General features: G+C 70.0%; 21 protein-coding genes and 1 pseudogene. 8 read left to right on the top strand and 14 right to left on the bottom strand.

What is annotated here, in order from left to right; translation table 11 throughout:
- Positions 1-79 precede the first annotated feature (79 nt).
- Complete coding sequence (locus tag F4558_RS31100; RefSeq protein WP_167947119.1) at positions 80-637, top strand: sugar O-acetyltransferase; 558 nt, start codon at positions 80-82, stop codon at positions 635-637.
- Positions 638-653: 16 nt separating this feature from the next.
- Here the strand turns inward: F4558_RS31100 and F4558_RS31095 are convergent, their stop codons facing one another.
- Genes F4558_RS31095 through fdxA form a run of 5 tightly spaced genes read right to left on the bottom strand, consistent with a single transcriptional unit; the run spans position 654 to position 4,436 of the window.
- Positions 654-1,301 carry a nucleoside/nucleotide kinase family protein gene (locus tag F4558_RS31095; RefSeq protein ID WP_167947117.1) on the bottom strand — a complete coding sequence of 216 codons (648 nt, stop codon included), beginning with the start codon at positions 1,299-1,301 and terminating at the stop codon, positions 654-656.
- A complete protein-coding gene (locus F4558_RS31090) occupies positions 1,301-1,951 on the bottom strand; it encodes an SIMPL domain-containing protein (RefSeq protein ID WP_167947115.1) in 651 nt (216 codons plus the stop codon). Before F4558_RS31090 ends, F4558_RS31095 begins: the two co-directional genes overlap by 1 nt.
- 10 nt (positions 1,952-1,961) lie before the next feature.
- Complete coding sequence (locus F4558_RS31085; protein ID WP_167947113.1) at positions 1,962-2,990, bottom strand: prephenate dehydrogenase; 1,029 nt, start codon at positions 2,988-2,990, stop codon at positions 1,962-1,964.
- 16 nt (positions 2,991-3,006) lie between these two features.
- A complete protein-coding gene (gene dapC / locus F4558_RS31080) occupies positions 3,007-4,113 on the bottom strand; it encodes a succinyldiaminopimelate transaminase (protein ID WP_053660618.1) in 1,107 nt (368 codons plus the stop codon).
- On the bottom strand, positions 4,110-4,436 hold the full coding sequence (gene fdxA / locus F4558_RS31075; RefSeq protein ID WP_030490464.1) for a ferredoxin: 327 nt from the start codon (positions 4,434-4,436) through the stop codon (positions 4,110-4,112). Before fdxA ends, dapC begins: the two co-directional genes overlap by 4 nt.
- A gap of 79 nt (positions 4,437-4,515) precedes the next feature.
- Between fdxA and F4558_RS31070 the strand changes: the two genes are divergently transcribed.
- A complete protein-coding gene (locus tag F4558_RS31070; RefSeq protein WP_167947111.1) occupies positions 4,516-5,643 on the top strand; it encodes a GNAT family N-acetyltransferase in 1,128 nt (375 codons plus the stop codon).
- Positions 5,644-5,665: 22 nt separating this feature from the next.
- On the opposite strand, the gene F4558_RS31065 is transcribed toward F4558_RS31070, so the two are convergent.
- From F4558_RS31065 to mshB, 3 genes are all read right to left on the bottom strand, one after another.
- Positions 5,666-6,130, bottom strand: coding sequence for a hypothetical protein (locus tag F4558_RS31065; RefSeq protein ID WP_167947109.1), 465 nt, complete (start codon positions 6,128-6,130; stop codon positions 5,666-5,668).
- A gap of 81 nt (positions 6,131-6,211) precedes the next feature.
- The gene (locus F4558_RS31060) at positions 6,212-6,667 is read right to left on the bottom strand and encodes a hypothetical protein (protein ID WP_369814839.1); all 456 of its coding nucleotides are present in this window, start codon (positions 6,665-6,667) and stop codon (positions 6,212-6,214) included.
- Positions 6,664-7,581, bottom strand: a complete 918-nt coding sequence (mshB, locus tag F4558_RS31055) for an N-acetyl-1-D-myo-inositol-2-amino-2-deoxy-alpha-D-glucopyranoside deacetylase (RefSeq protein ID WP_053660398.1) — start codon at positions 7,579-7,581, stop codon at positions 6,664-6,666. The genes F4558_RS31060 and mshB overlap by 4 nt, the downstream gene beginning before the upstream one ends.
- A gap of 94 nt (positions 7,582-7,675) precedes the next feature.
- Between mshB and F4558_RS31050 the strand changes: the two genes are divergently transcribed.
- Positions 7,676-9,820, top strand: a complete 2,145-nt coding sequence (locus F4558_RS31050) for a S9 family peptidase (RefSeq protein WP_053660400.1) — start codon at positions 7,676-7,678, stop codon at positions 9,818-9,820.
- Between the two features lie 270 nt (positions 9,821-10,090).
- On the opposite strand, the gene F4558_RS31045 is transcribed toward F4558_RS31050, so the two are convergent.
- Positions 10,091-10,654, bottom strand: coding sequence for a TetR/AcrR family transcriptional regulator (locus F4558_RS31045; RefSeq protein WP_053660402.1), 564 nt, complete (start codon positions 10,652-10,654; stop codon positions 10,091-10,093).
- 81 nt (positions 10,655-10,735) lie between these two features.
- Between F4558_RS31045 and F4558_RS31040 the strand changes: the two genes are divergently transcribed.
- Positions 10,736-11,620, top strand: a complete 885-nt coding sequence (locus F4558_RS31040; RefSeq protein WP_167947107.1) for an NmrA family NAD(P)-binding protein — start codon at positions 10,736-10,738, stop codon at positions 11,618-11,620.
- A gap of 157 nt (positions 11,621-11,777) precedes the next feature.
- Positions 11,778-12,218, top strand: coding sequence for a nitroreductase family deazaflavin-dependent oxidoreductase (locus F4558_RS31035; protein ID WP_167947105.1), 441 nt, complete (start codon positions 11,778-11,780; stop codon positions 12,216-12,218).
- 112 nt (positions 12,219-12,330) lie between these two features.
- Here F4558_RS31035 and F4558_RS31030 read toward each other — a convergent pair whose 3' ends face one another.
- Complete coding sequence (locus tag F4558_RS31030) at positions 12,331-12,468, bottom strand: hypothetical protein (protein WP_167947103.1); 138 nt, start codon at positions 12,466-12,468, stop codon at positions 12,331-12,333.
- A gap of 177 nt (positions 12,469-12,645) precedes the next feature.
- Between F4558_RS31030 and F4558_RS31025 the strand changes: the two genes are divergently transcribed.
- Positions 12,646-13,503, top strand: coding sequence for an ATP-grasp domain-containing protein (locus tag F4558_RS31025; RefSeq protein WP_167947101.1), 858 nt, complete (start codon positions 12,646-12,648; stop codon positions 13,501-13,503).
- A 6-nt stretch (positions 13,504-13,509) separates the two neighbouring features.
- Here F4558_RS31025 and F4558_RS31020 read toward each other — a convergent pair whose 3' ends face one another.
- Positions 13,510-14,034 (bottom strand): YfbM family protein, encoded by a 525-nt coding sequence (locus F4558_RS31020; protein WP_167947759.1) that lies wholly within the window; start codon positions 14,032-14,034, stop codon positions 13,510-13,512.
- A gap of 281 nt (positions 14,035-14,315) precedes the next feature.
- Between F4558_RS31020 and F4558_RS31015 the strand changes: the two genes are divergently transcribed.
- Positions 14,316-15,179 carry an alpha/beta fold hydrolase gene (locus F4558_RS31015; protein WP_167947099.1) on the top strand — a complete coding sequence of 288 codons (864 nt, stop codon included), beginning with the start codon at positions 14,316-14,318 and terminating at the stop codon, positions 15,177-15,179.
- Positions 15,180-15,258: 79 nt separating this feature from the next.
- On the top strand, positions 15,259-15,837 hold the full coding sequence (locus F4558_RS31010) for a DinB family protein (protein WP_167947097.1): 579 nt from the start codon (positions 15,259-15,261) through the stop codon (positions 15,835-15,837).
- A gap of 153 nt (positions 15,838-15,990) precedes the next feature.
- On the opposite strand, the pseudogene F4558_RS31005 reads toward F4558_RS31010, so the two are convergent.
- From F4558_RS31005 to F4558_RS30990, 3 genes and pseudogenes are all read right to left on the bottom strand, one after another.
- Positions 15,991-16,675: pseudogene (locus tag F4558_RS31005) on the bottom strand (nucleoside/nucleotide kinase family protein).
- Between the two features lie 388 nt (positions 16,676-17,063).
- The gene (locus F4558_RS30995; RefSeq protein ID WP_167947095.1) at positions 17,064-18,806 is read right to left on the bottom strand and encodes an ABC transporter substrate-binding protein; all 1,743 of its coding nucleotides are present in this window, start codon (positions 18,804-18,806) and stop codon (positions 17,064-17,066) included.
- Between the two features lie 146 nt (positions 18,807-18,952).
- The gene (locus tag F4558_RS30990; RefSeq protein WP_053660419.1) at positions 18,953-19,939 is read right to left on the bottom strand and encodes an ABC transporter permease; all 987 of its coding nucleotides are present in this window, start codon (positions 19,937-19,939) and stop codon (positions 18,953-18,955) included.
- Positions 19,940-19,944 lie beyond the last annotated feature (5 nt).

Genomic DNA, 19,944 nt, shown 5'->3' with positions numbered 1-19,944 from the left:
ATACCGAGTATGCAGAAGGAAGTCCCAAATATGACGATCTGAACAACCGTCGCGGACCAGGGACGGCATCATCGACCGCGTGACCTCGATGAAGGACAAGATGCTGGCCGGCGAGCTGTACCTCGCCGACGACCCGGAGATCACCGCCGACAGGGCCCGGGCCGCCCTGCTGATGGAACGCTTCAACACCAACCCCGCAACCGATCCGCAGGCGCGCCTCGCGGCGCTGCGTGAACTGCTCGGCGAGGTCGGCGAGGGCACCTTGGTCCGCCCACCGTTCTACTGCGACTACGGCTGGCAGATCCGGATCGGCCCCCGCAGCTTCGTCAACTACCAGTCGGTCTTCCTCGACGTCGCCCCGATCACCCTCGGCGCGGACGTCCAGGTCGGCCCGAACGTGCAGCTGCTCACCCCCACCCACCCGGTGGAACCCGGGCCACGGCGCGACAAGTGGGAGGCCGCCAAGCCGATCACCATCGGGAACAACGTCTGGCTCGGTGGTGGCGCGATCGTGCTGGCCGGAGTGACGATCGGCGCGAACACCGTCGTCGGCGCTGGCGCGGTGGTCACCCGGGACCTACCGGCGAACGTGGTAGCCGTCGGCAACCCGGCACGACAGGTACGCGAGCTGACCTGACAGCCGGTGCCGGCGATCAGGCCTCCGGCTGCTCGGGCAGGCGGACCACCAGGTCGGCACGATCGGCGGTGGGGGTGATCAGGGCCGTGTTGGCCTCGTCGCTGCCCAACGCCCAGGCCCGCGCCTCCTCCGGCGAACGCCCGAACGCCTCGTGCCGGGCTGTCAACCGGCGCAGGCGCAGCTCGGCGTCCAGGTCGAGGAACCACACCTCGTGCAGCAGCGACCGGACCTCCTGCCACGGGAAGTCCGGCAGCAGCAGATAGTTGCCCTCGGTCACCACCAGGCGGACCGACGGCGGCACCTCGATCGACCCCGCCACCGGCTCCTCCAGCTCACGGCGGAACTCCGGCGCGTACACCGATGTCGGCTCCAGGCGGTGCAGCCGACGCAGCAGCGAGACGTAGCCATTGGCGTCGAACGTGTCGGCCGCGCCCTTGCGGTCGGCTCGGCCCAGCCGGGCCAGCTGCGCCTGCGCCAGGTGGAAACCGTCCATCGGCACCAACCGCGCGCTCGGCCCGATCTCGGCGACGATCCGCTCGGCGAGCGTGGACTTGCCGGCACCGGGTGCCCCGGTGATGCCGAGCAGCTGACGCGGACCGGCGTCGGCCAGGTCCCGCGCCCGCGCCACCAGCTCGTCGAAGGCCAGCACCCGCGCCGGGGTCATCAGCCCAGCACCGGTTCGCTGATCGTGAACCGCGCCTGCACGGCCGCCTGCACTGTCTGCGGCTGCGGGTCCAGCTCCAGATCCGGCACACCGCCACCTCCGCCGTCACCGACCTCGAACGCCGCGCGGGCGAACATCGGCCGGTCCATCGCTCCGGTGTCGGCCAGCTCGATCAGCGCGGTGACCCGGGCGCCGAGCGCCTCGGCGTACTCCCTGGCGCGCAGCAGCGCGTCACTGATCGCGGCGTGCCGTGCCGCGCGATACGCGGGGCTGTCGGGGCGCAGTTCCCACCAGGGCCCGGCCACCTCGACCTGGTCCTGGTCGGCCAGGCGGAGCATCAGCTCACCCAGCGCGGTGAAGTCGGTGACCGTGACAGTGGTGGTGACGCTGCCGTGCCAGGCCACCACGCGCTCGCCCGAGCGTCGGGTTTCCGGCCGGACCCGCAGGTCACCGGTCTCCCGCCGGGCCACCGCCGGCTCCGCGCCGTCCAGCAGCACCCGCACGGCGGCGGCCCGTTCGGCCAGCCGGGCCAGCGTCGCTTCCCGGTCCTTGTCGCGGGCCGTCACGGTGACAGCGAAACGGGCCAGCTCGGGCGGTACCTCCTGGTGTGCCTCACCGCGTACCTGCACCACCGGGCCGTCCGTCGCCATGACTGTCAGCCTAGTCAGCCGCCGGCCGCCACGCGGTGTAGGAGACGGCACCCGAGTCGATCCGGCAGTCGGTCAGGTGCCCGCCCGCCGCGCCCAACCCGCACAGCCAGGCCACCTCGGCGGCATGGTCACCATCGGCCGGGAAAGCCTGCTCCAGATCGACGAACCGGCGGTCGCGCAGCGCGGATCGGGCAGCCCGCGCCTCCGCGTACCCGCCGGTCAGGGCCGGCGCGTCGCCGGCCCGCAGCGCGGCGGCAAGCTCATCCAGGAGTTCGCGCACCTCGGCCAACTCGTGCAGCACCCGGTCACGGTTGCCGAGCAGCATGTTCGCGGTCCGCTCAGCCGGCGTGCCGGCGACCCGGGTGCCGTCGGTGAAGCTGCCCGCGGCAAGCGCCAGCACGGCGTCCCGCAGCGGCGACCGCTGGACCGCCCCGGCCAGCGCACCGGCCAGCAGGTGCGGCACGTGCGAGGCGAGCGCGGCAACCGAGTCGTGCTCCGGCGCGGACATCGGCACCACCCGGGCACCGAACACCTCCACCAGCAGACCGGTCAGCCAGCGGAAGGCGAGCGTCGCGGGGCCCGGCGCCGGACAGAGCACCCAGGCCGCGCCAGCGAGGAGTGTCGTTGAGGCGGCCGTCAGGCCGGCGGACTCCGCGCCGGCCATCGGGTGCCCGGGGACGAACCGGTCGGTGAACCCGAGACGGTCGGCCGCCTCGGCCACCTCAGCCTTGGTGCTGCCGACGTCGGTCAGCACACAACCCGGCGCTGTCAGTTCGGCCACCTGTGCCAGCGTCCGGGGCAGTGTGGGTAGCGGGCCGCAGAGGAAGACCACGTCCCGACCGGCGACGGCCTGCTCGACCGTCTCAGGGGCCGTCAACCCGCGCTCCCGGGCCCGTTCCCGTGTCACCGGGTCCGGGTCCCAGCCGGCCACGTCCAGGCCGGCGTCGGCGAGGCGCAGCAGCACCGAACCGCCGATCAGGCCGGTGCCGAGCACCGCCGCCCGCACTCCGGCGTACCGCCCGGTCGTGCCGTCGGTCATCGCCGGCCGCCCCGGGTCAGGCCCGGAGCCGGTCGGCGACCGCGGCGACGTGCTCGTCGGACTCGGTGAGCGCCACCCGGACGTACCGCTGGGCGGTGGGACCGTAGAAGACGCCGGCCGCGACCAGGATGCCGCGCCGGGCCAGCCAGTCGACGGTCGCCCAGCAGTCCTCGTCCCGCGTGAGCCAGAGGTAGAGGCCGGCCTCCGAGTGCTCGATCGTGAAGCCGGCGCCGGTGAACGCGGCGGTCAGCACCTCACGTCGCGCGCGGTAGCGCTCGCGCTGCTCGGCGGCGTGCTGCTCGTCCCGCAGGGCGGCCACCATGGCGGCCTGCACCGGCGCGGGCACGATCATGCCGGCGTGTTTGCGGACCTTCAACAGCTCGGCGACAAGCGCCGGGTCACCGGCCACGAACCCGGCCCGGTAGCCGGCGAGGTTGGACCGCTTGGACAGCGAGTGCACGGCGAGCACGTTGGCGTAGTCACCGCCGCAGACCTGCGGGGACAGCACCGAGACCGGATCGGCGGACCAGCCCAGCGGCAGGTAGCACTCGTCGCTGGCGACAACCGCGCCGCGCTCACGAGCCCAGTCGACAACCTTGCGCAGGTGCGCCGCGGGCAGCACCTGCCCGGTCGGGTTGCCCGGCGAGTTGACCCACACCAACCGGACGCGGGAGGTCGGCCCGACAGCTGTGAGCGAGTCGGCGCGGACCACTGTGGCACCGGCCAGTCGAGCCCCGTCCTCATACGTGGGGTACGCGATCGACGGCACCACCACCACGTCGCCCGGGCCGATGCCCAGCAGTGTGGGCAGCCAGGCGACCAGCTCCTTGGAGCCGATGGTCGGCAACACGCCGAGCCCGTCGACCCCGGCACCACAGGCGCGGGCCACCCAGGCCGCGATCGCGTCACGCAGCACCGGAGTGCCGGCGGTCAGCGGGTAGCCGGGAGCGTCGGACGCGTCTGCGAGCGCCTGACGGATCACCTCGGGTACCGGGTCGACAGGCGTACCCATTGAGAGGTTGATCAGGCCCTCCGGATGCGCCGCGGCCAGGGTGGCCGCGGCGTCCAGGGTGTCCCAGGTGAACTCGGGCAGCCGCGACGAGACCGGCGCGGGCCGGTTCAGTGGCCCTCGCCGCGCGGCGGCTGCGCGGCGACGAACGTGGCGTCCTTCTCCACCTTGCCGACCTTCGAAGCGCCACCGGGCGAGCCCAGGTCCTCGAAGAACTCGTAGTTGGCGCCCGTGTAGTCCTTCCACTGCTCCGGGACGTCGTCCTCGTAGAAGATCGCCTCCACGGGGCAGACAGGCTCACAGGCACCGCAGTCGACGCACTCGTCGGGGTGGATGTAGAGCATCCGGTTGCCCTCGTAAATGCAGTCGACCGGGCATTCCTCGATGCATGCCTTGTCGAGCACATCCACGCACGGCTCGGCGATGATGTAGGTCACCGGTCTTCTCCTCCGCAAGACGCGCCGCGATCTCCCGCGACGGTAAGAGCCTAGTATCTCGCCGGGGAGGGGGTCGATCGTGCTCCGACAGCAGGATGTGGGACACCGTATCGTGGTCCGCCGTATTGTGGGGATTCGCGAAGGTCGCCCGCTGTTCTCCGATGCCCTCGGTGAGCTGGTGGAGTTGAGCGAGACCCATCTCACGCTTGCCACCGCAAAGGGCAATCTGAGAGTGCCGGTGGCGCAGGTGCACCGGGCCAAGCGCGTACCGCCGACCCGCAGGCCAACCGCCGCAGCGGTGGTGGCGCTCGAACGGGCCGCCGACGAAGCCTGGCCCGCGCCCACCCGGGGCCAGCTCGGCGAATGGCTGCTGCGCTCGGCCGAGGGCTGGACCGGCCGCGCCAACTCGGCACTGCCGATCGGCGACCCGGACCGTCCGCTGCCCGCCGCCGTGGACGCTGTCGAGCAGTGGTACGCCGAGCAGGGCCAACCGGCGATCATCAACACGCCGCTGCCGCTCGCCGCGCCCGTCGGTGCCGAACTGGACGTCCGAGGCTGGACCACCCGCCCGCCGACACTCGTCCAGACCGCGCCGCTGCCCCTGCCATCCGTCGCCGCCCCCAAAAAAGGCGACACGTCCGGTGCGGAAGGCCGGGACGACGAGCTTGCGCAGAGCGGTGCGGACGGCGGGCCCGCGCTGGACGGCGCGGACCACGGGCGGAACCCCGCAGATGGCGACGGGCGGCACCGCGCGGATGGCGACGGGCAGCACCGCGCGGATGGGGACGTCGGTGGGCTGGGCGACGCTGTCGTCGAGTTGGCGACCGCGCCGACCGAGGAATGGCTCGCCATCGCCGCCGGTCGCAAGGGCGGCCTGCCGGACGCCGCCCGACACGTACTCACCGCCGTGGACCAGGTCCGCTTCGCCCACGTGTACGCCCACGGCACGCTCGTGGCGATCGGCCGGGGCACGGTGACCGGCCAGGGGCGCTGGTTGGGCCTCAGCCTGATCGAGGTGCTCCCAGCCGTACGCCGGCAGGGGCTGGCCCGCCGCGTGATCGACGCGCTCGCCGAATGGGGGTCATCGGCGGGAGCGACGCACGCGTTCCTCCAGGTGGAGCAGCGCAACACTGCCGCAGTGGCGCTCTATCGACGGCTCGGGTTCACCACGCACCACACGTACCTGACCCGGGTCGCCCCGCACTGACCTCCGACCAGTTTGGCGGCGGTCAGCGGCGCACGACGCGGCGCGGCTTGGCGGCCTTGACCTCGGCGAACCGCTTGAGCTGCTGGGAGCGGTAGTCACGACCCAGGGCTGTGGCGACCAGGTAGCCGACAAGCGTCCCGGCACCGGTGGCGAGCAGGTAGAGCCAGATCTGGGCGAAGAACGTGCCGGCGCCACCGGCGAACGGGTTGTGGCCGACAAGCAACGGCCCGACCAGCACGGTAAGCGTCATCGCCACCAGCACCACGACGACGACGTCGCCCGCCCAGCTGCCCAGCGGCCGGCGGCACCCCCAGCGGAAGGCGACCACGGCCAGGATCAGGCCGATCAGCAGGAACATCACAAGCGACACCCGGTCGGCTGCGGCGTCGTCGCCGTCGAAACCGAACCGCGTGACCAGTCGGGCGACGACGTTGACCGCGAACAACGCTCCCGCCAGCACGCCGACGTCACGCCACCGTCTGTCCATCGGACGACCTCCTGCCGTACGCCCCGTCGCGGGGCCGCTTCCCTGGCAGGAATATCTACCACCCACACATGGGTGGCGTCATCAGCCGCCAGGGCTGGGAGGTGGAGCGAGGATCTGCCGGAAGCCCATCACGGCGAAGGTCATCGCGCCGGCCACGATCATGGCCAGGCCGACCCAGTTGTCGCCGGCCAACAGGAGGTCGCCCTCGCTGGTGCGGACCGCTGCCACCGCCATCAGGGCAAACCACGGTACGGCCGGCAGCGCCACCGCCCACCGGCGACCGACTGCCTCGTGCGCGAACCAGCTCAGCGCGATGTTCGCGCCGATGGCGAGCACAACCGAGACACCGACAAGCTGGCCGCCGATGCGGAACGTGGCGAGCAGCAACTCCAGCACGCCGGTCACCACACCGGCCACCACCGCGACGATCCCGCCGGTCAGTCGAAGGCCCAGATCCAGCAGTCGCGGCGGCGGCCCCGCCTCGGGCGGGGTCTCCTGGTACTCCACGACCGGCACCGGGGCGGCGGGCAGGGTCACCGGAGGCCGGCTGCCGCGACCGGCGACCGATCCGGGCCGGCCTCCTCGGGCAGCCCGGCGAACAGGTCGTCCTCCCAGCCGTACGGGCCGGTGCCGGGACCCTTCTCGCCGACTGCGAGGGTGAAGAACTCCACCCCCATGAACTCGCCACCGAAGTTGCCGGCGATCGAGTAGAGCCACGAGGTCGCCGGGATCTGGGTTGCATGCGCCCGCATCGCCGCTTCCTTGGCGGTGTGCTGGTCCGTGCCGTCGATCCGCGCGGCGATCTGGTCGTCAGGGGTGCCGAAGGGCAGCTCGGCGGCATCCTTGATGTTGGCGAACGGGTTGTCGGAGGACTCGGCGAAGTGCGTCAGGCCGGCTTCCAGCACGCTCAGCGGCATGGCCGTCCAGTAGACCTTCAGCGGCGCGCAGCCCTCAGCGGCTGCCAGTTCGACAGCGCGCATCGCCACCCGGTGCGCCTGGATGTGGTCCGGGTGGCCGTAGAAGCCGTTCGGGTCGTACGTGATCAGCACCTGCGGGCGTACCTCCCGCATGATCTCCACCAGGTGCCCGGCGGCCTCGTCGAGGTCGGCCTGCCAGAAGGCGCGGGGGTGCTGGTTGGTGGCGAGGCCCATCATGCCGGAGTCGCGGTAGCGGCCGGCGCCGCCGAGGAAGCGGTGGTCGGTGACGCCGAGCGCGGCGCAGGCGGCGGCCAGCTCGGCGATCCGGTAGCCGCCCAGCTGGTCGGCCTCGGCGGCGGCGAGCTGCGACAGAGCCGGTACGTGGATCTCGCCCTCCTCGCCGAGGGTGCAGGTCACGAGCGTGACGTGTGCGCCGGCCTCGGCGTAGTGGGCCATCGTCGAGCCGGTGCCGATCGACTCGTCGTCAGGGTGCGCGTGGACCAGCAGCAGGCGGCGGTCGGGCAGCGTCGTCACGCGGTCACTCTAACTGGCGGTTCCATCGGGGCATCGTCAACGCGTCCGCCCAGGTCGGCCACATCACGCCCGGCGCGGCTCTACGATTTGGTCTGTGGACTTTCCGGAACTGGCCGCCCGCACCCGCCGGTTCAGCCACGGCGCGCCACGCGCGGTCTCGGTGGCCGAGGACGGCTCCCGGGTGATCTTCCTGCGCTCCGCCGGGCCGGAGGATCCGGCGGACGCGCTCTGGCTGCTGGACGTGGCGACCGGCGAGGAGCGGCTGGTGGCCGACCCGGCGACCCTGCTCGGCGCCGACGGTGACGTCCGGGCGCTCTCCGCCGGTGAGCGGGCGCTGCGCGAGCGGCTGCGGCTCACCGCCGAAGGCATCGGCTCGTACGCGCTTGACGCCGCCGGCCGGGTGGCGGTGTTCGCGCTGGCCGGGCGGTTGTTCCGGGCCGATCTGGTGCACGGCGACGTGGTGGAGGTCGAGGCCGTCGGCCCGGTGCTCGACCCCCGTCCGGATCCAACTGGGCAGCGGCTGGCGTACGTGACCGACGCGGCCGAGGGCGTACGCCGAGGTGAGCTGCGGGTGATCGAGGCCGACGGCACCGATACCCTGCTGGCCGGCGAGGACGCCGGGGTGAGCTGGGGGCTGGCCGAGCACATCGCGGCCGAGGAGTTCAGCCGGTACCGGGGCTACTGGTGGGCGCCGGACGGCCGGATGGTGCTCGCCGCCCGGGTGGACGAGTCCCGGCTGGAGCGCTGGCACCTGCACGACCCGGCCGAGCCGGGCAGCGCGCCGACAGCCGTCGCGTACCCCCGTGCCGGTGGACCCAACGCCGAGGTCAGCCTGCACCTGCTGGACCTGGACGACGGCTGGGTCGACGTGCACTGGGACCGGGAGACCTACCCGTACCTGACCGGGGTCAGTTGGGGCGAGGGCAGCCCGCTGATCACCGTGCTGCGCCGTTCGCAGCAGCACGGGCTGGTGCTCGCCGTTGATCCGCGTACCGGTGAGACACAGGTGCACGCCGAGCTGGCCGACCCGCGCTGGGTGGAGCCGATCGCCGGCACTCCGGCGCACCTGCCGGACGGCCGGGTGCTGGTCGGCGGGGAGTTGGCCCACGACGGGTACGACGCGCGCTGCCTGTTCGCCGACGGCACCCTGCTCACCCCGCCGTCGCTGTACGTGCGGCGGGTCGTGGGTCGGCTGCCGGCGAAGAGCGGCCCGGCCGACCTGCTGGTCGAGGCGAGCGACGGTGAGCCGAGCGAGCGGCACCTGTTCCGGGTCCGCACCACGATCGGCGGCGGGGTGGACGCCCGGCGGATCACCACCGACTCGGGGTGGCACACGGCGGCCGTCGGTGGGGACGTGCTGGTGATCGGGACGGCGTCGCTGGACCACGCCGGCGTGCGGTGGACGGTGTCCCGCGCCGGGCAGCAGGTCGCCGAACTGCTGTCGCTGGCCGCCACCCCGCCGTACTCTCCGCTGCCGCTGCTGGAACGGGTGACCGACCGGCGGCTGCCGGCGGCGGTGCTCTACCCCGACAACCACGTGACGGGCCGCCGGCTGCCGGTGCTGCTCGACGTCTACGGCGGCCCCGGCCACCAGGAGGTCGTGGCCGCCCGCGCGGCCTGGCTGGAGCGGCAGTGGTGGGCCGACGCCGGCTTCGCGGTGGTCACCATCGACAACCGGGGTACGCCCGGAGTGGCCCCGTCGTTCGAGAAGGCGATCCACCGGCGGGTGGCCGACGTGATCCTGACCGACCAGGTGGACGCGCTGACAGCCCTCGCCGGCAAACACCCGGACCTGGACCTGAGCCGGGTCGGCGTGCGCGGCTGGTCGTTCGGAGGTTGGCTGGCCGGGTTGGCGGTGCTGCGCCACCCGGAGCTGTTCAAGTGCGGGATCGCGGGCGCTCCGGTGACCGACTGGGCGCTGTACGACACGGCGTACACCGAGCGTTATCTGGGGATGCCGGAGGACGGCATGGACGTGTACGCGCACCACTCGCTCATCGAGTTGGCCGCCGAACCGGTCACCAGCCGGGACCAGGCGCGCCCGTTGCTGCTGGTGCACGGCCTGGCCGACGACAATGTGGTGGCCGCGCACACGCTGCGGCTCTCGGCGGCGCTGCTCAGCACCGGCCGGCCGCACGCCGTACTGCCGCTGACCGGGGCCACACACATGGCCGCGAACGGCACCGCCGAGCGGCTGCTGCCGCTGGAGCTGGACTTCCTGCGTACCCACCTGCTGTGAGCCGGCACTGCGCTGGCTGGCCGCTACGCCGCGCCGTTCCGCGACGTGCCGCGCCGCGCCGCGCCGTGGATCTTGGACACTTTCCGTTCGCGCCTGACGGAAACTGTCCAAGATCTCCTGGTGGCGCAGCCTGGACTGGCCGATGGGCGCGTATCGCGGCCAGCGGTCAGCGCCTTGCGGCCAGCGGCCAGCGGTCAGCGCCTCGCGGTCAGCGCCTCGCGGCCAGCGGCCAGCGGCCAGCGGCCAGCGGCCAGCGGTCAACGCTCGCGGTCAGCGGTCAGCGCCGCGGATGCCGTCGAGCAGGAGGGCCACGTACCGACGCCAGTCGTCGGTGCCTGTCATGTTCGCCATGGCGCCACGGCTGATGAGGACGAAGTCGTCAGCGAGGAAGTCGGCACGGAGGTGGCCGGCGGCAACGGCGCGCTGAACGATGCGTTCGATGATCGTCGCGAACTCTGTCTTCTGGGCGTCGATGTCCGCCCAGTTCGGCTCTTCCGGACCGAGGATCGCGACACGAAACGCGGCGTCGGTCTGCGCGGCTTCCAGATAGCCCAGTAGCAGGGCCTCGAAGGCGGTCCACGGGTCCGCGACATCCTCGGCGGCGCGAGCCAGCGTTGTCATCGCCGTGAACCGGCGACCGATGATCGCGGCGAGTAGCGCCTGCTTGTCGGCGAAATGCCGGTACAGGGTTCCGACGCCCAGGCCGGCGCGTTCGGCGATCTCGTCCATCTGCACCGCGTCGCCCCGCTGGGCGAACAGTTCACTGGCGGCGTCGAGAACGGCTTCGCGGTTGCGTCGGGCGTCGGAGCGCAGCGAGCGGTCGGGAGCAGTCATGGCAGCCCCATCGTAATTGACGTTCAAGGTCGGACGGCGCTAGATTCGGAACCGGAATTCACCTTCAGCTTAGGAGTTCTCATGATCGTGGTCACTGCGCCGACCGGACAGATCGGCAGCCAACTCGTCCGACAGTTGCTCGACCGGGGCAGCCGCGTCCGAGTGATCGTCCGCGACGTCACACGCCTGGACGCCACCGTCCGCGAGCAGGTCGAGGCCATTGAGGGCTCCCACGACGACCCGACTGTGCTCGACCGGGCGCTGCCCGGAGCCGACGCATTGTTCTGGCTGGTCCCGCCGAACCCGCAGGCGCCGAGCGCCGAGGAGCACTACCTGACCTTCGCCCGAGCCGGCGCCGCCGCCATTGCCCGCCACCAGGTGGGCCACGTGGTCGGGGTGACCAGTGCCGGGCACGGCTGGTCCAACCCGGCCGGCGTTCTGTCCGCAGCCTTCGCCATGGATGCCGAGCTTGCGAAGTCGGGTGCCGCCTACCGGGCCCTGGCCATGCCCTTCTACATGGAGAACCTGCTCGGACAACTCGATGCGATCCGCGGGCAGGGCACCTTCTCTCTGACCTGCGCCGGCGACCTTCCGCTTGCCACGGTTGCGACGCGCGACATCGCCGGCGCGGCTGCCGACCTGCTCACGGACCTGTCCTGGACCAGACAGGAGACCCTCCCCCTCTTCGGACCAGACCGCCTCACCCCGGACGACATGGCCGAGGTGATCAGCCAGGAACTCGGCCGGCCAGTCACCTACCGCCGGACGGCCCTGGAGGACTTCGCGGCGATGCTGAGCTCCCGGGGCGCGAGCGATCAGGCGGTCAAGGACCTGACCGAGATGTTCACCGCCCAGAACGACGGCATCTATGACGTCGACTGGGCTCGCGCGAAGCCCGCGCCGACAGACTTCCGGACCTGGTGCAGGCAGGTGCTGACACCTGCCGTCAACTCCCGGGAATCCTGACCCGGCCGGATTCTCAATCGCCGGGGAAGGACCATCGTCTGCGACTCGAGCGCTACGTGCCGTCGTCGCCGGGCTTGCTGAAGCCCAACGCGTGGCACGTTCTGGCCGAGACTGTCAGGATTCGTTGTCGAGTGTCGATGCATGGGCAGGAGAACCGATGAGCGGCTGGAACGACAAGGTCATCGAAGAGTTTCGCGCCAACGGTGGGCAGGTCGGTGGTCAGTTCGCTGGCGCGCCGCTGCTGCTGTTGCACACCGTCGGCGCCAAGAGCGGCCAGACTCGCGTGAACCCGATGATGTACCTGAAGGTGGACGGCGGCTACGTCGCCTCCAGGTCGTCGGCGAGGCCGGCCATCGCCGTGTTCGCGTCCAAGGGCGGTGCACCCACCAGTCCCGACTGGTACCACAACCTGCTCGCCCAGCCTCGGGTGCGCGCGGAGATCGGCACGGAGACTGTCGAACTGGTCGCCAGGGTTGCCACCGGGGATGAGCGGGAACGGATCTGGAACGCGCAGAAGGCCGCGTATCCAGGCTTCGCCGACTACGAGCAGAAGACGACCCGACAGATCCCAGTCGTCGTACTCGAACCCGCGCCGTAAGACCGACAGGGCCCAAGCGCCCGCCGGCACGGGCGCGCTCCCAGGTCCTGGCGGAGCCGGACGAGTGCCGGGCCTGGCCGGACGATGTGCACGTGGTGACGGGCTCCATCGGTCAGCCGTTGACCTCCGCGGAGGTCTTCGCCGACGTGGACGCCATCTTCTTGGCCGGTGCCGTCCCTCGACTGTCGAAGCGTCGTTGGCGCTCGCCCGTGACGCCGGCGTACGGCGGATAGTGCTCCTGTCTTCCCACGGACCGGAGTACGAGCAGTGGAACCCGCACGTACGACGAATGGGTTGTCGAGAACGTTCACCTGTTCCGCTGACCAAGGGAGCAAGCCGCAGGCGGGGCGGTGCACTCTCGTGCCGCTGACGGCGCCGGGCTGGATAACCGTTGGTGGCCATGGCGTGGGTCGGGCAGCATCGGGGCATGATGCTTCTCGTTCCCTGCGACCCGCTGCGGCCGCGCCGCCCGGATGAGCATTTCGCGTCGGAGGTGCAAGCCGCTCGAGAAGCTGGCCTGACTGTCGCTGTGGTCGACCACGACGCGCTGGCCCGAGGCGACGACGTGGGACGGGCGGTGGCGTCCGTGCCCAGCGGCGGCACGGCCATCTATCGAGGCTGGATGCTGGGCAGTGAACGGTACGCCCGCTTCACGCAGATGCTCGCTGAGCGGGGCGTGACGGCCCGTACGACAGGTGAGCAGTATCGGCGGGCGCACGAGTTGCCCCGCTGGTATCCCGTGCTGGCGGCGGTCACGCCACGCTCGACATGGACCACGACCGCAGACCGGGCGGACTTCGACAAGGCCCGGCTCGCTCTCGGTGCGGGCCGGGTCGTCCTGCGCGACTACGTGAAGTCGATGAAGCACTACTGGGACGAGGCCGCTTTCATTCCGGACATCGCAGATGAGGACGCCGCGTGGAAGGTCGCCAGCCGGTTACGGCAACTGCGTGATGACGACTTCGTCGGCGGCTTCGTGCTGCGCGAATTCGAGTCGTTCACCTCAGCGGAGGTACGGACATGGTGGGTGGATGGCCGGTGCGTCCTGATCGGGCCGCATCCGGACACCCCGTACGACAAACCGCCAGGTGACGTCGACCTGCACTGGCTCACTCCATTGATCGGCGCTCTGGGCCTGCCGTTTGTGACCGCGGACCTGGCGCTGCGCGCCGACGGCGTGTGGCGGGTCGTCGAGGTGGGCGATGGGCAGGTCAGCGACAGACCCATCAGCATCGATCCAGCCATGTTCATCGCGGCAATGGTTGGAGCGGTGCGCGCGGGATGAGAAGCCTCAGTCGAGCCAGCAGATCACCGCGTCACCATCTCTGGCGGCTGCCGCGAAGAAGTTCCGGACGTCGGGCAGATAGTGGGCCGCCCACACAAGTTCGTCGGGGCTTTCCCACGGCCCGGGGTAGACGTCGGCCCGTTTCAACTCCTGCGGGTCGACACCCCGGATGAGGTCGTCTTCGGTGAGCGCGGCCAGCTGCGACGCCGCCGTCGCTACTTGGTCCGGCGTCAGGTACGAGGGCGGCCCGTAGCCCCAGTCATCTTCGAGATTCTCCAGGAAATCGAACATCTCCTCGCTGTCGGGTTCGACGTCTGGAAACTCCACGAAGCTCTCCGCGCCGAGGACCAGCGGAATCTCGAAGCCCAGCCGATCGAGGAGGAAATCAAGCGCGTTCCATGCTTTGTCGGTGCCGGCCCAGCGCTCGGAGTCGCCGTCCCGTTCCGTCATGGCGAGTTCGTATGCCCAGTTGAGGTCAGCCCTCGCCTGTTCCAGTTGATCCGGCGAAACGCGCAGCCAGTTGCCGTTCATGCTCACCCCGACAGGCTAAGTGCTTGTTACGACAGCCCTCGTTACCGACGGGTCGACACGGCCGCCAGCCAGGCGTGTCCGGGATGTACCCGCATCAAAAGGCGGGACAGCGGCGTCCAGCATCCCGCCCAACAGGCTTCGAGCGCCGGAAGGTCACCCGGCGATACCCGATACCTCCGCCTGGCAACCGGCCACTCATCGCACGAACCTGTCCGGGACCACTGCCTGCCTCGGCGCGGAGTGGACGTTTGCCTGACGGGCCTTCTGGACACTTGTCGCTCATGTTCGAGGGCTTCGCGGACGAGCGGATCGACGTCGGGGAGGTGGAACTTCGGGTCCGGCATGCGGGGCGAGGACACCCGATCCTCCTCATCCACGGGCATCCGCGTACCGGGTCGACGTGGCATCGGGTCGCACCGCAGCTGGTGGATCGCGGGTTCACAGTCGCCTGCCCGGACATGCGCGGCTACGGGCAGTCGGGGAAGGCGCGGATCCTCTCCGACCACTCTCAGCAGTCGAAGCGAACCGTCGCAGCAGACCTGGTCCGGCTGATGAACACCCTCGGCCACCCGACGTTTTCCGTCGTCGGGCACGACCGCGGTGCCTACGTCGCTCTGCGCCTGGCACTGGACCATCCCCACGCGGTCACCCGCCTGGTCGTTCTCGACGGTGTGCCCATCAGCGAGGCCCTCGCCCGATGCGACGCCACATTCGCCCGCGAGTGGTACCACTGGTTCTTCTTCGCCCAGCCGGACACGCCGGAGCGGGTGATCAACGCCGATCCCGACGCCTGGTACGCCAGCAAGGCTCGGCCCGAAATCATGGGAGCCGAGAACTACAGGGAGTTCCGGCAGGCCATTCACGATCCCGCCACCGTCCGGGCAATGCTGGAGGACTACCGCGCCGGCCTCGGCGTCGACCGGGAGCACGAGGAGGCCGACCGGCGCGCCGGCCGCACAGTCGGCTGCCCGACGCTTTTCCTCTGGTCGACGGAGGACGACATGGAGAAGCTGTACGGTGATCCGCTCGCCGTCTGGAGGCAGTGGGCCACCGATCTCAGTGGCCGCCCTATCGAGTCCGGACACCACGTCGCGGAGGAGAACCCCGACGACCTGACCCCGGCGCTGCATCACTTTCTCACCTGACCGTCCGGCCCGCCACCGTCCGCCCATGCCACTTCGCGCGGGGCACACGGAGGTATCGCGGGGATGGAATCCTGGCGGCATGACGGACCTCGACGCCAAGGCGAATCTCCATCTGTACCTACGGGAGGCACGCGAGGCGCTGCTCGGAAAGCTCGACGAGCTTTCCGAGTACGACGTACGGCGCCCGCTCGTGCCGACCGGCACGAACCTGCTCGGGCTGGTCAAGCACGTGACAGCCATGGCCGCCGGGTACTTCGGTGAGACGTTCGACAGCCCCTTTCCCGAGTTCGTCCCGGGCCTGGACGAGGACGCCGAGCCGAACGCGGACATGTGGGCCACAGCCGACGAGTCCCGCGACGATGTCGTCGGCCTGTGGCACCGAGCCTGGGCGCACGCGGACGCGACGATCGACACGCTTGCGATCGACGCGCCCGGCTCGGTGCGGTGGTGGGGCCACACACCGGTGACCCTGCACCACATCCTCGTGCACATGCTCGCCGAGGTGAACCGGCACGCCGGGCACGCCGACATCGTGCGTGAGCTGGTCGATGGCCAGGTCGGCTGGCGGCGGCCCGGCGACAACGTGGTCGAGGGCGACGAGGCGTGGTGGACCGCCTACCGAGAGGGGCTGGAATCGACCGCCCGCAAGTTCCTCTGAACGACCGGCAGGTCCGACCATTCGGGGAACTGCTCGTCGATCAGGGCGCGTACCTGCTCAACAGCCGATCATGACCGATGGCTCAGATGCCGATAACCTCCACGGCCATCAGACCATGGTCAAGAAGCTCCATGAAAGCGTAGGTGGCTCAGGTCAGCGTGTTTGGCTCTCCCAGACCGGCTGCTGGGGCTCGTCGTTGTGCACGACGATGTCGACGTGCTCGGTCGGGCGCACTGTGTCGAAGTAGAGCTGTTGGGAAGGGATGTACCGCTCGCGCCAGCGCCGTTCGATGTCGGCCCGAGATGACACCCGCCGCTCTCGGATCACGGCACGTTGCACGGTCTTCTCAAGCGCGATCGACAAGGATTCTCAGGTCCCACCGATCAATCAGCTCCGGGCGCATGAGAAAGACGCCGTCGAACACCAGCACGGCGTCGGCGGGGGCCGTGTTGACCGACGGGGACAGCACAGCATCGGCGGTGCGGTCGTACGCCGCGGGTTGGAAGTTTCGGTCTCCGCCCGGGCCGAGAGGATCGAGCAAAATACGGTTCAGCGCGCCGTAGTCGTGGGCGTCGAAGTAGCAGCCTTCGGCCGAGTACTCGCCGCGCGGATAGCGTTGCGCCCGGGGGAAGAGGAAATCGTCGATCGTGGCACGGATGACGTCGCGGCCCTGTTCGCGCAGGACGACGGCCAGTTCATCGGCGAGGGTGGTCTTGCCGGCGGCGGGCGGTCCGTCGACAGCTACCCGTACCGGGTGGGCGACGGTGACGGACCCGACGGCCTGACACAGGCGGCCGAGCAGATCCGCGCGGCGCGACCCACGCCGCTTCTCACTCACCGCAACTGGCAATCTTGGACAGTTTCCGTCATCGCTTGACGGTAAGTGTCCAAGATCTGCCCCGCTGTTCTCCCTGTGCTCGTCGAGCGACAGGTCGAGAGTCGGACTCATTCCGAATCCGTAGCCGGGGTTCGGCCCGCTGAGCCACGTGTAGTCGGTGCCGTTGCACTCGTTTCGGCGGAGAGCGAACGTCTCTCCATCGACGGCAAGAGTGAGCGACGTGGCACCTCCAGTCTCGGGGCGCAGGCCGGGCACAGCCTCCGCAGGGATCCCCTGGTCGCCGTCGCCGTCGCCGTCATCTGGGTAGATCGCCTTCACAAGGCCATCTTCACGGCAAGGTCCCCTCCCGACGACGTGTCGGGAGGGGACCCGCTTGCGGTGCGAGAATTTACGGCTTGACGTACGCGTTGACGAACGACGGGTAGCCGAAGACGCTGGAGATGAAGACACCGCCGGCCTTGGACCCGTGCACGTTGTAGGCCACGTCGACGTACAGCGGCACCACCGGCGCGTGCTCCTTCATGATCCGCTCGTCGAGCTTGGCCCACTCCGGGCCTTGCTCGGACGGGGCCAGCGCCAGGATGCGGTCCATCTCGGCGTTGATCGTCGGGTCGTTGAAGTAGGACTGGTTGCTGTTGCCCGCGGCCTTGATGGTGCGGCCGTCGTAGAGCACCGGCAGGATCGAGGCGCCGCTCGGCCAGTCCGCCGCCCAGTTACCGATGTACAGGTCCCAGGGGTTGTCCTTCTTCTTGATCTCGTCGAGCTTGGCGTCGTCGGAGATGTTCCGCAGCGTGATCTTGAAGCCGGCCCGCTCCAGGTTGGCCTTGAGCTGGGCGCCCTGCTGCTGCTCGGTGGTGTTGTCGGCGACACCGAGGACCAGCTCCGGCGTCTGCCCGCCGAGCAGCTCCTTGGCCTTGGCGACGTCACCGTTGGGGCCCGCCGGGTACGCCTCGTACGCCTTGTAGCCGATGGTGGCCGGCGGCATGAGCGTGGTCAGCGGCGCGGCGACGGTCTGCCCGCCGAGCGCCTTGATCATGCCTTCGCGGTCGATGGCGTAGTTGAGCGCCTGGCGGATCTTCAGGTCCTTGACCCGCTGGTTGTTGATGACGAGCTGGTTGGCGCTCGGCGTCGGCGACAGGATGCTGCGCGACTTCAGCGAGGCGTCACCGACCACCTTGGCGACGAGCGAGGCGGGTACGGCGTTGAAGGCGAGCGCGCTCTGGTCGGCACCGTTGTCGGCGATCACCCGGTTGTTCGCGGCGTCGGCGGTGGGGCCGAAGGTCCAGACGAACTGGTCCGGGTACTGGTGCCGCACCGGGTCGGTGTTCGGGTCCCAGTTGGGGTTGCGGTCCAGGGTGATCTGCACGCCTACCTGGTTCTTGGCGACCTTGTAGGGGCCGGACGAGAACGGCTGCTTGTCCAGGTCGACGCCGGTGTCCTTGTCCGGCGGCAGCGGCGCGGTGGTCGGCAGCGAGACCGCGAACGGCAGGTCGCAGCGGGGCTTGGCGAACTCGAAGCGCAGCGTCTTGTCGTCCGGCGTGGTCAGCCCGGGCGGCAGCGACGTCTTGTTCTTCTTGAAGTCCCACTTGGTGTCGAACTGCGGGCTGTCGGCCAGCCACTCCTGGATGTAGGTGGGGCCGCCGGACAGGTCCGGGTCGAACGAGCGGGCGATGCCGTACGCGATCTCCTTGGAGGTGATCGGCCGGCCGTCCTCGAACTTCACCCCGTCCTTGACAGTGAATTCCCAGACCTTGCAGTCGTTGTTGACGTTCTTGCCCGGGGTCTCGGCCAGGTCACCGACCAGGACCAGGCCGCCCTTGCCGTCGTCCTTCCAGGTGGTCAGGTAGCGGGCGAAGAGCGGGTTGGCCATCAGACCGGCGAACGAGTACGTCCGCTGCGGGTCCAGGTGGGAGATCGGCGACTCCCGGATGATGGTGAAGGTGCCGCCCTTCGCGGCGCCCTCGACCTCGGCCGCCGGCCCCTGCGAGTCCTTGGGGTCGGTCGCGATGACCCCGGTCTGCTTGCGCTCGGTGTCCACAGTGGTGCCCTCGCCCGTGTTCTTCGAGCACGCACCCAATGTCACAACCAGAGCGATCGCGCCGCCTGCGGCAGCCACCACGCGTGGTCTCATGAAGTACCCCCTTCACCCATGTGCCGTGCGGTTTCGTCGGGGCGAGAACCGCCGACGTCCCGAGGATCGTATGGAAGAAAACCTACGAGTTGTGTAACAGTTGTCGATAAATTTCGCCATCGGGCGGCGCGGCGGGCAGCCGACCGTCACCGCAGTCGTACCCGGGGATCGATGGCCGCGTAGAGCAGGTCCACCAGCACGTTCGCCAACACCACGAAGACGGCCGCGATCAGCACGGTGGCCATGATGGTGGGCAGGTCGCCGGAGCGGACGGCGTCCACCGCCGTACGCCCCAGCCCTTGGATGCCGAACGTCGTCTCGGTGATCACCGTGCCGCCCAGCGCCCCGCCGACGTCCATCCCGGCGATGGTCACCACAGGGGTGATCGCCGCGCGGAGCGCGTGCCGCCCGTACACCTTGGGTTTGGCAAGGCCCTTGGCCCGTGCCGTGCGGACGAAGTCCTCCGACAGCGTCTCCAGCATCTGCGCCCTGGACAGGCGGGCGTAGATGGCCGAGAACAGGAAGGCCAGCGCCACCCAGGCGAGCACCAGCCCATTGGCCCACTTCACCGGATTGTCGAAGATCGACGTGTAGCTGGGCACCGGTAGCCACCGCAGGTTGTAGACGAACACCAGCAGCAGCACCGCGCCCACGAAGTAGAGCTGCAACGAGGCGCCGGTCAGCGAGAAGCCGATGGCGGCCCGGTCAAGCCAGGTGCCCCGACGCAGCGCGGACACCATGCCCAGCCCCACACCGAGCAGCAGCCAGAGGATCGCCGCCGGGATCACGATGCTCAGCGTCACGGGCAGCACCCGGGCGATGGTGTCCGAGACAGCCTCGTTGGTGACGTACGACCAGCCCAGGCAGGGTGCGTCGCACCTGCCGCCCTGGGCGCTGCCCAGGTCCCGTCCGGTGACGATGCCCTTCATGTAGCCGGCGTACTGGCTGATCAGCGGATCGTTGAGGCCCAGGTCGTCGCGGACCCGCTCCAACCGCTCCGGGTTGCAGTTCTTCGAGCAGATGCTGCTCACCGGGTCGCGCGGCAGGGCGAAGAACATGAGGAACGTCAGCACGCTCACCGCGAAGAGGGTCAGCACCGCCGAGAAGAGTCGCTTGATCAGAAATCGCGTCATGGGGA

Origin of the sequence: Micromonospora profundi, assembly GCF_011927785.1 — a bacterium.
GTDB classification, from domain to species: domain Bacteria; phylum Actinomycetota; class Actinomycetes; order Mycobacteriales; family Micromonosporaceae; genus Micromonospora; species Micromonospora profundi.
This window is presented reverse-complemented; position numbering and strand designations above follow the sequence as displayed.

Bases quoted from the DNA above. Each gene is read 5' to 3' on its own strand.
- F4558_RS31065 (WP_167947109.1), bottom strand. From the start codon at position 6,130: ATGGACAGACGGTGGCGTGACGTCGGCGTGCTGGCGGGAGCGTTGTTC.
- F4558_RS31025 (WP_167947101.1), top strand. From the start codon at position 12,646: ATGATGCTTCTCGTTCCCTGCGACCCGCTGCGGCCGCGCCGCCCGGAT.
- F4558_RS31085 (WP_167947113.1), bottom strand. From the start codon at position 2,990: ATGACCGACGGCACGACCGGGCGGTACGCCGGAGTGCGGGCGGCGGTG.
- F4558_RS31045 (WP_053660402.1), bottom strand. From the start codon at position 10,654: ATGACTGCTCCCGACCGCTCGCTGCGCTCCGACGCCCGACGCAACCGC.
- F4558_RS31015 (WP_167947099.1), top strand. From the start codon at position 14,316: ATGTTCGAGGGCTTCGCGGACGAGCGGATCGACGTCGGGGAGGTGGAA.
- F4558_RS31010 (WP_167947097.1), top strand. From the start codon at position 15,259: ATGACGGACCTCGACGCCAAGGCGAATCTCCATCTGTACCTACGGGAG.
- F4558_RS30990 (WP_053660419.1), bottom strand. From the start codon at position 19,939: ATGACGCGATTTCTGATCAAGCGACTCTTCTCGGCGGTGCTGACCCTC.
- F4558_RS31035 (WP_167947105.1), top strand. From the start codon at position 11,778: ATGAGCGGCTGGAACGACAAGGTCATCGAAGAGTTTCGCGCCAACGGT.
- F4558_RS31095 (WP_167947117.1), bottom strand. From the start codon at position 1,301: ATGACCCCGGCGCGGGTGCTGGCCTTCGACGAGCTGGTGGCGCGGGCG.
- F4558_RS31040 (WP_167947107.1), top strand. From the start codon at position 10,736: ATGATCGTGGTCACTGCGCCGACCGGACAGATCGGCAGCCAACTCGTC.
- F4558_RS31090 (WP_167947115.1), bottom strand. From the start codon at position 1,951: ATGGCGACGGACGGCCCGGTGGTGCAGGTACGCGGTGAGGCACACCAG.
- F4558_RS30995 (WP_167947095.1), bottom strand. From the start codon at position 18,806: ATGAGACCACGCGTGGTGGCTGCCGCAGGCGGCGCGATCGCTCTGGTT.
- F4558_RS31020 (WP_167947759.1), bottom strand. From the start codon at position 14,034: ATGAACGGCAACTGGCTGCGCGTTTCGCCGGATCAACTGGAACAGGCG.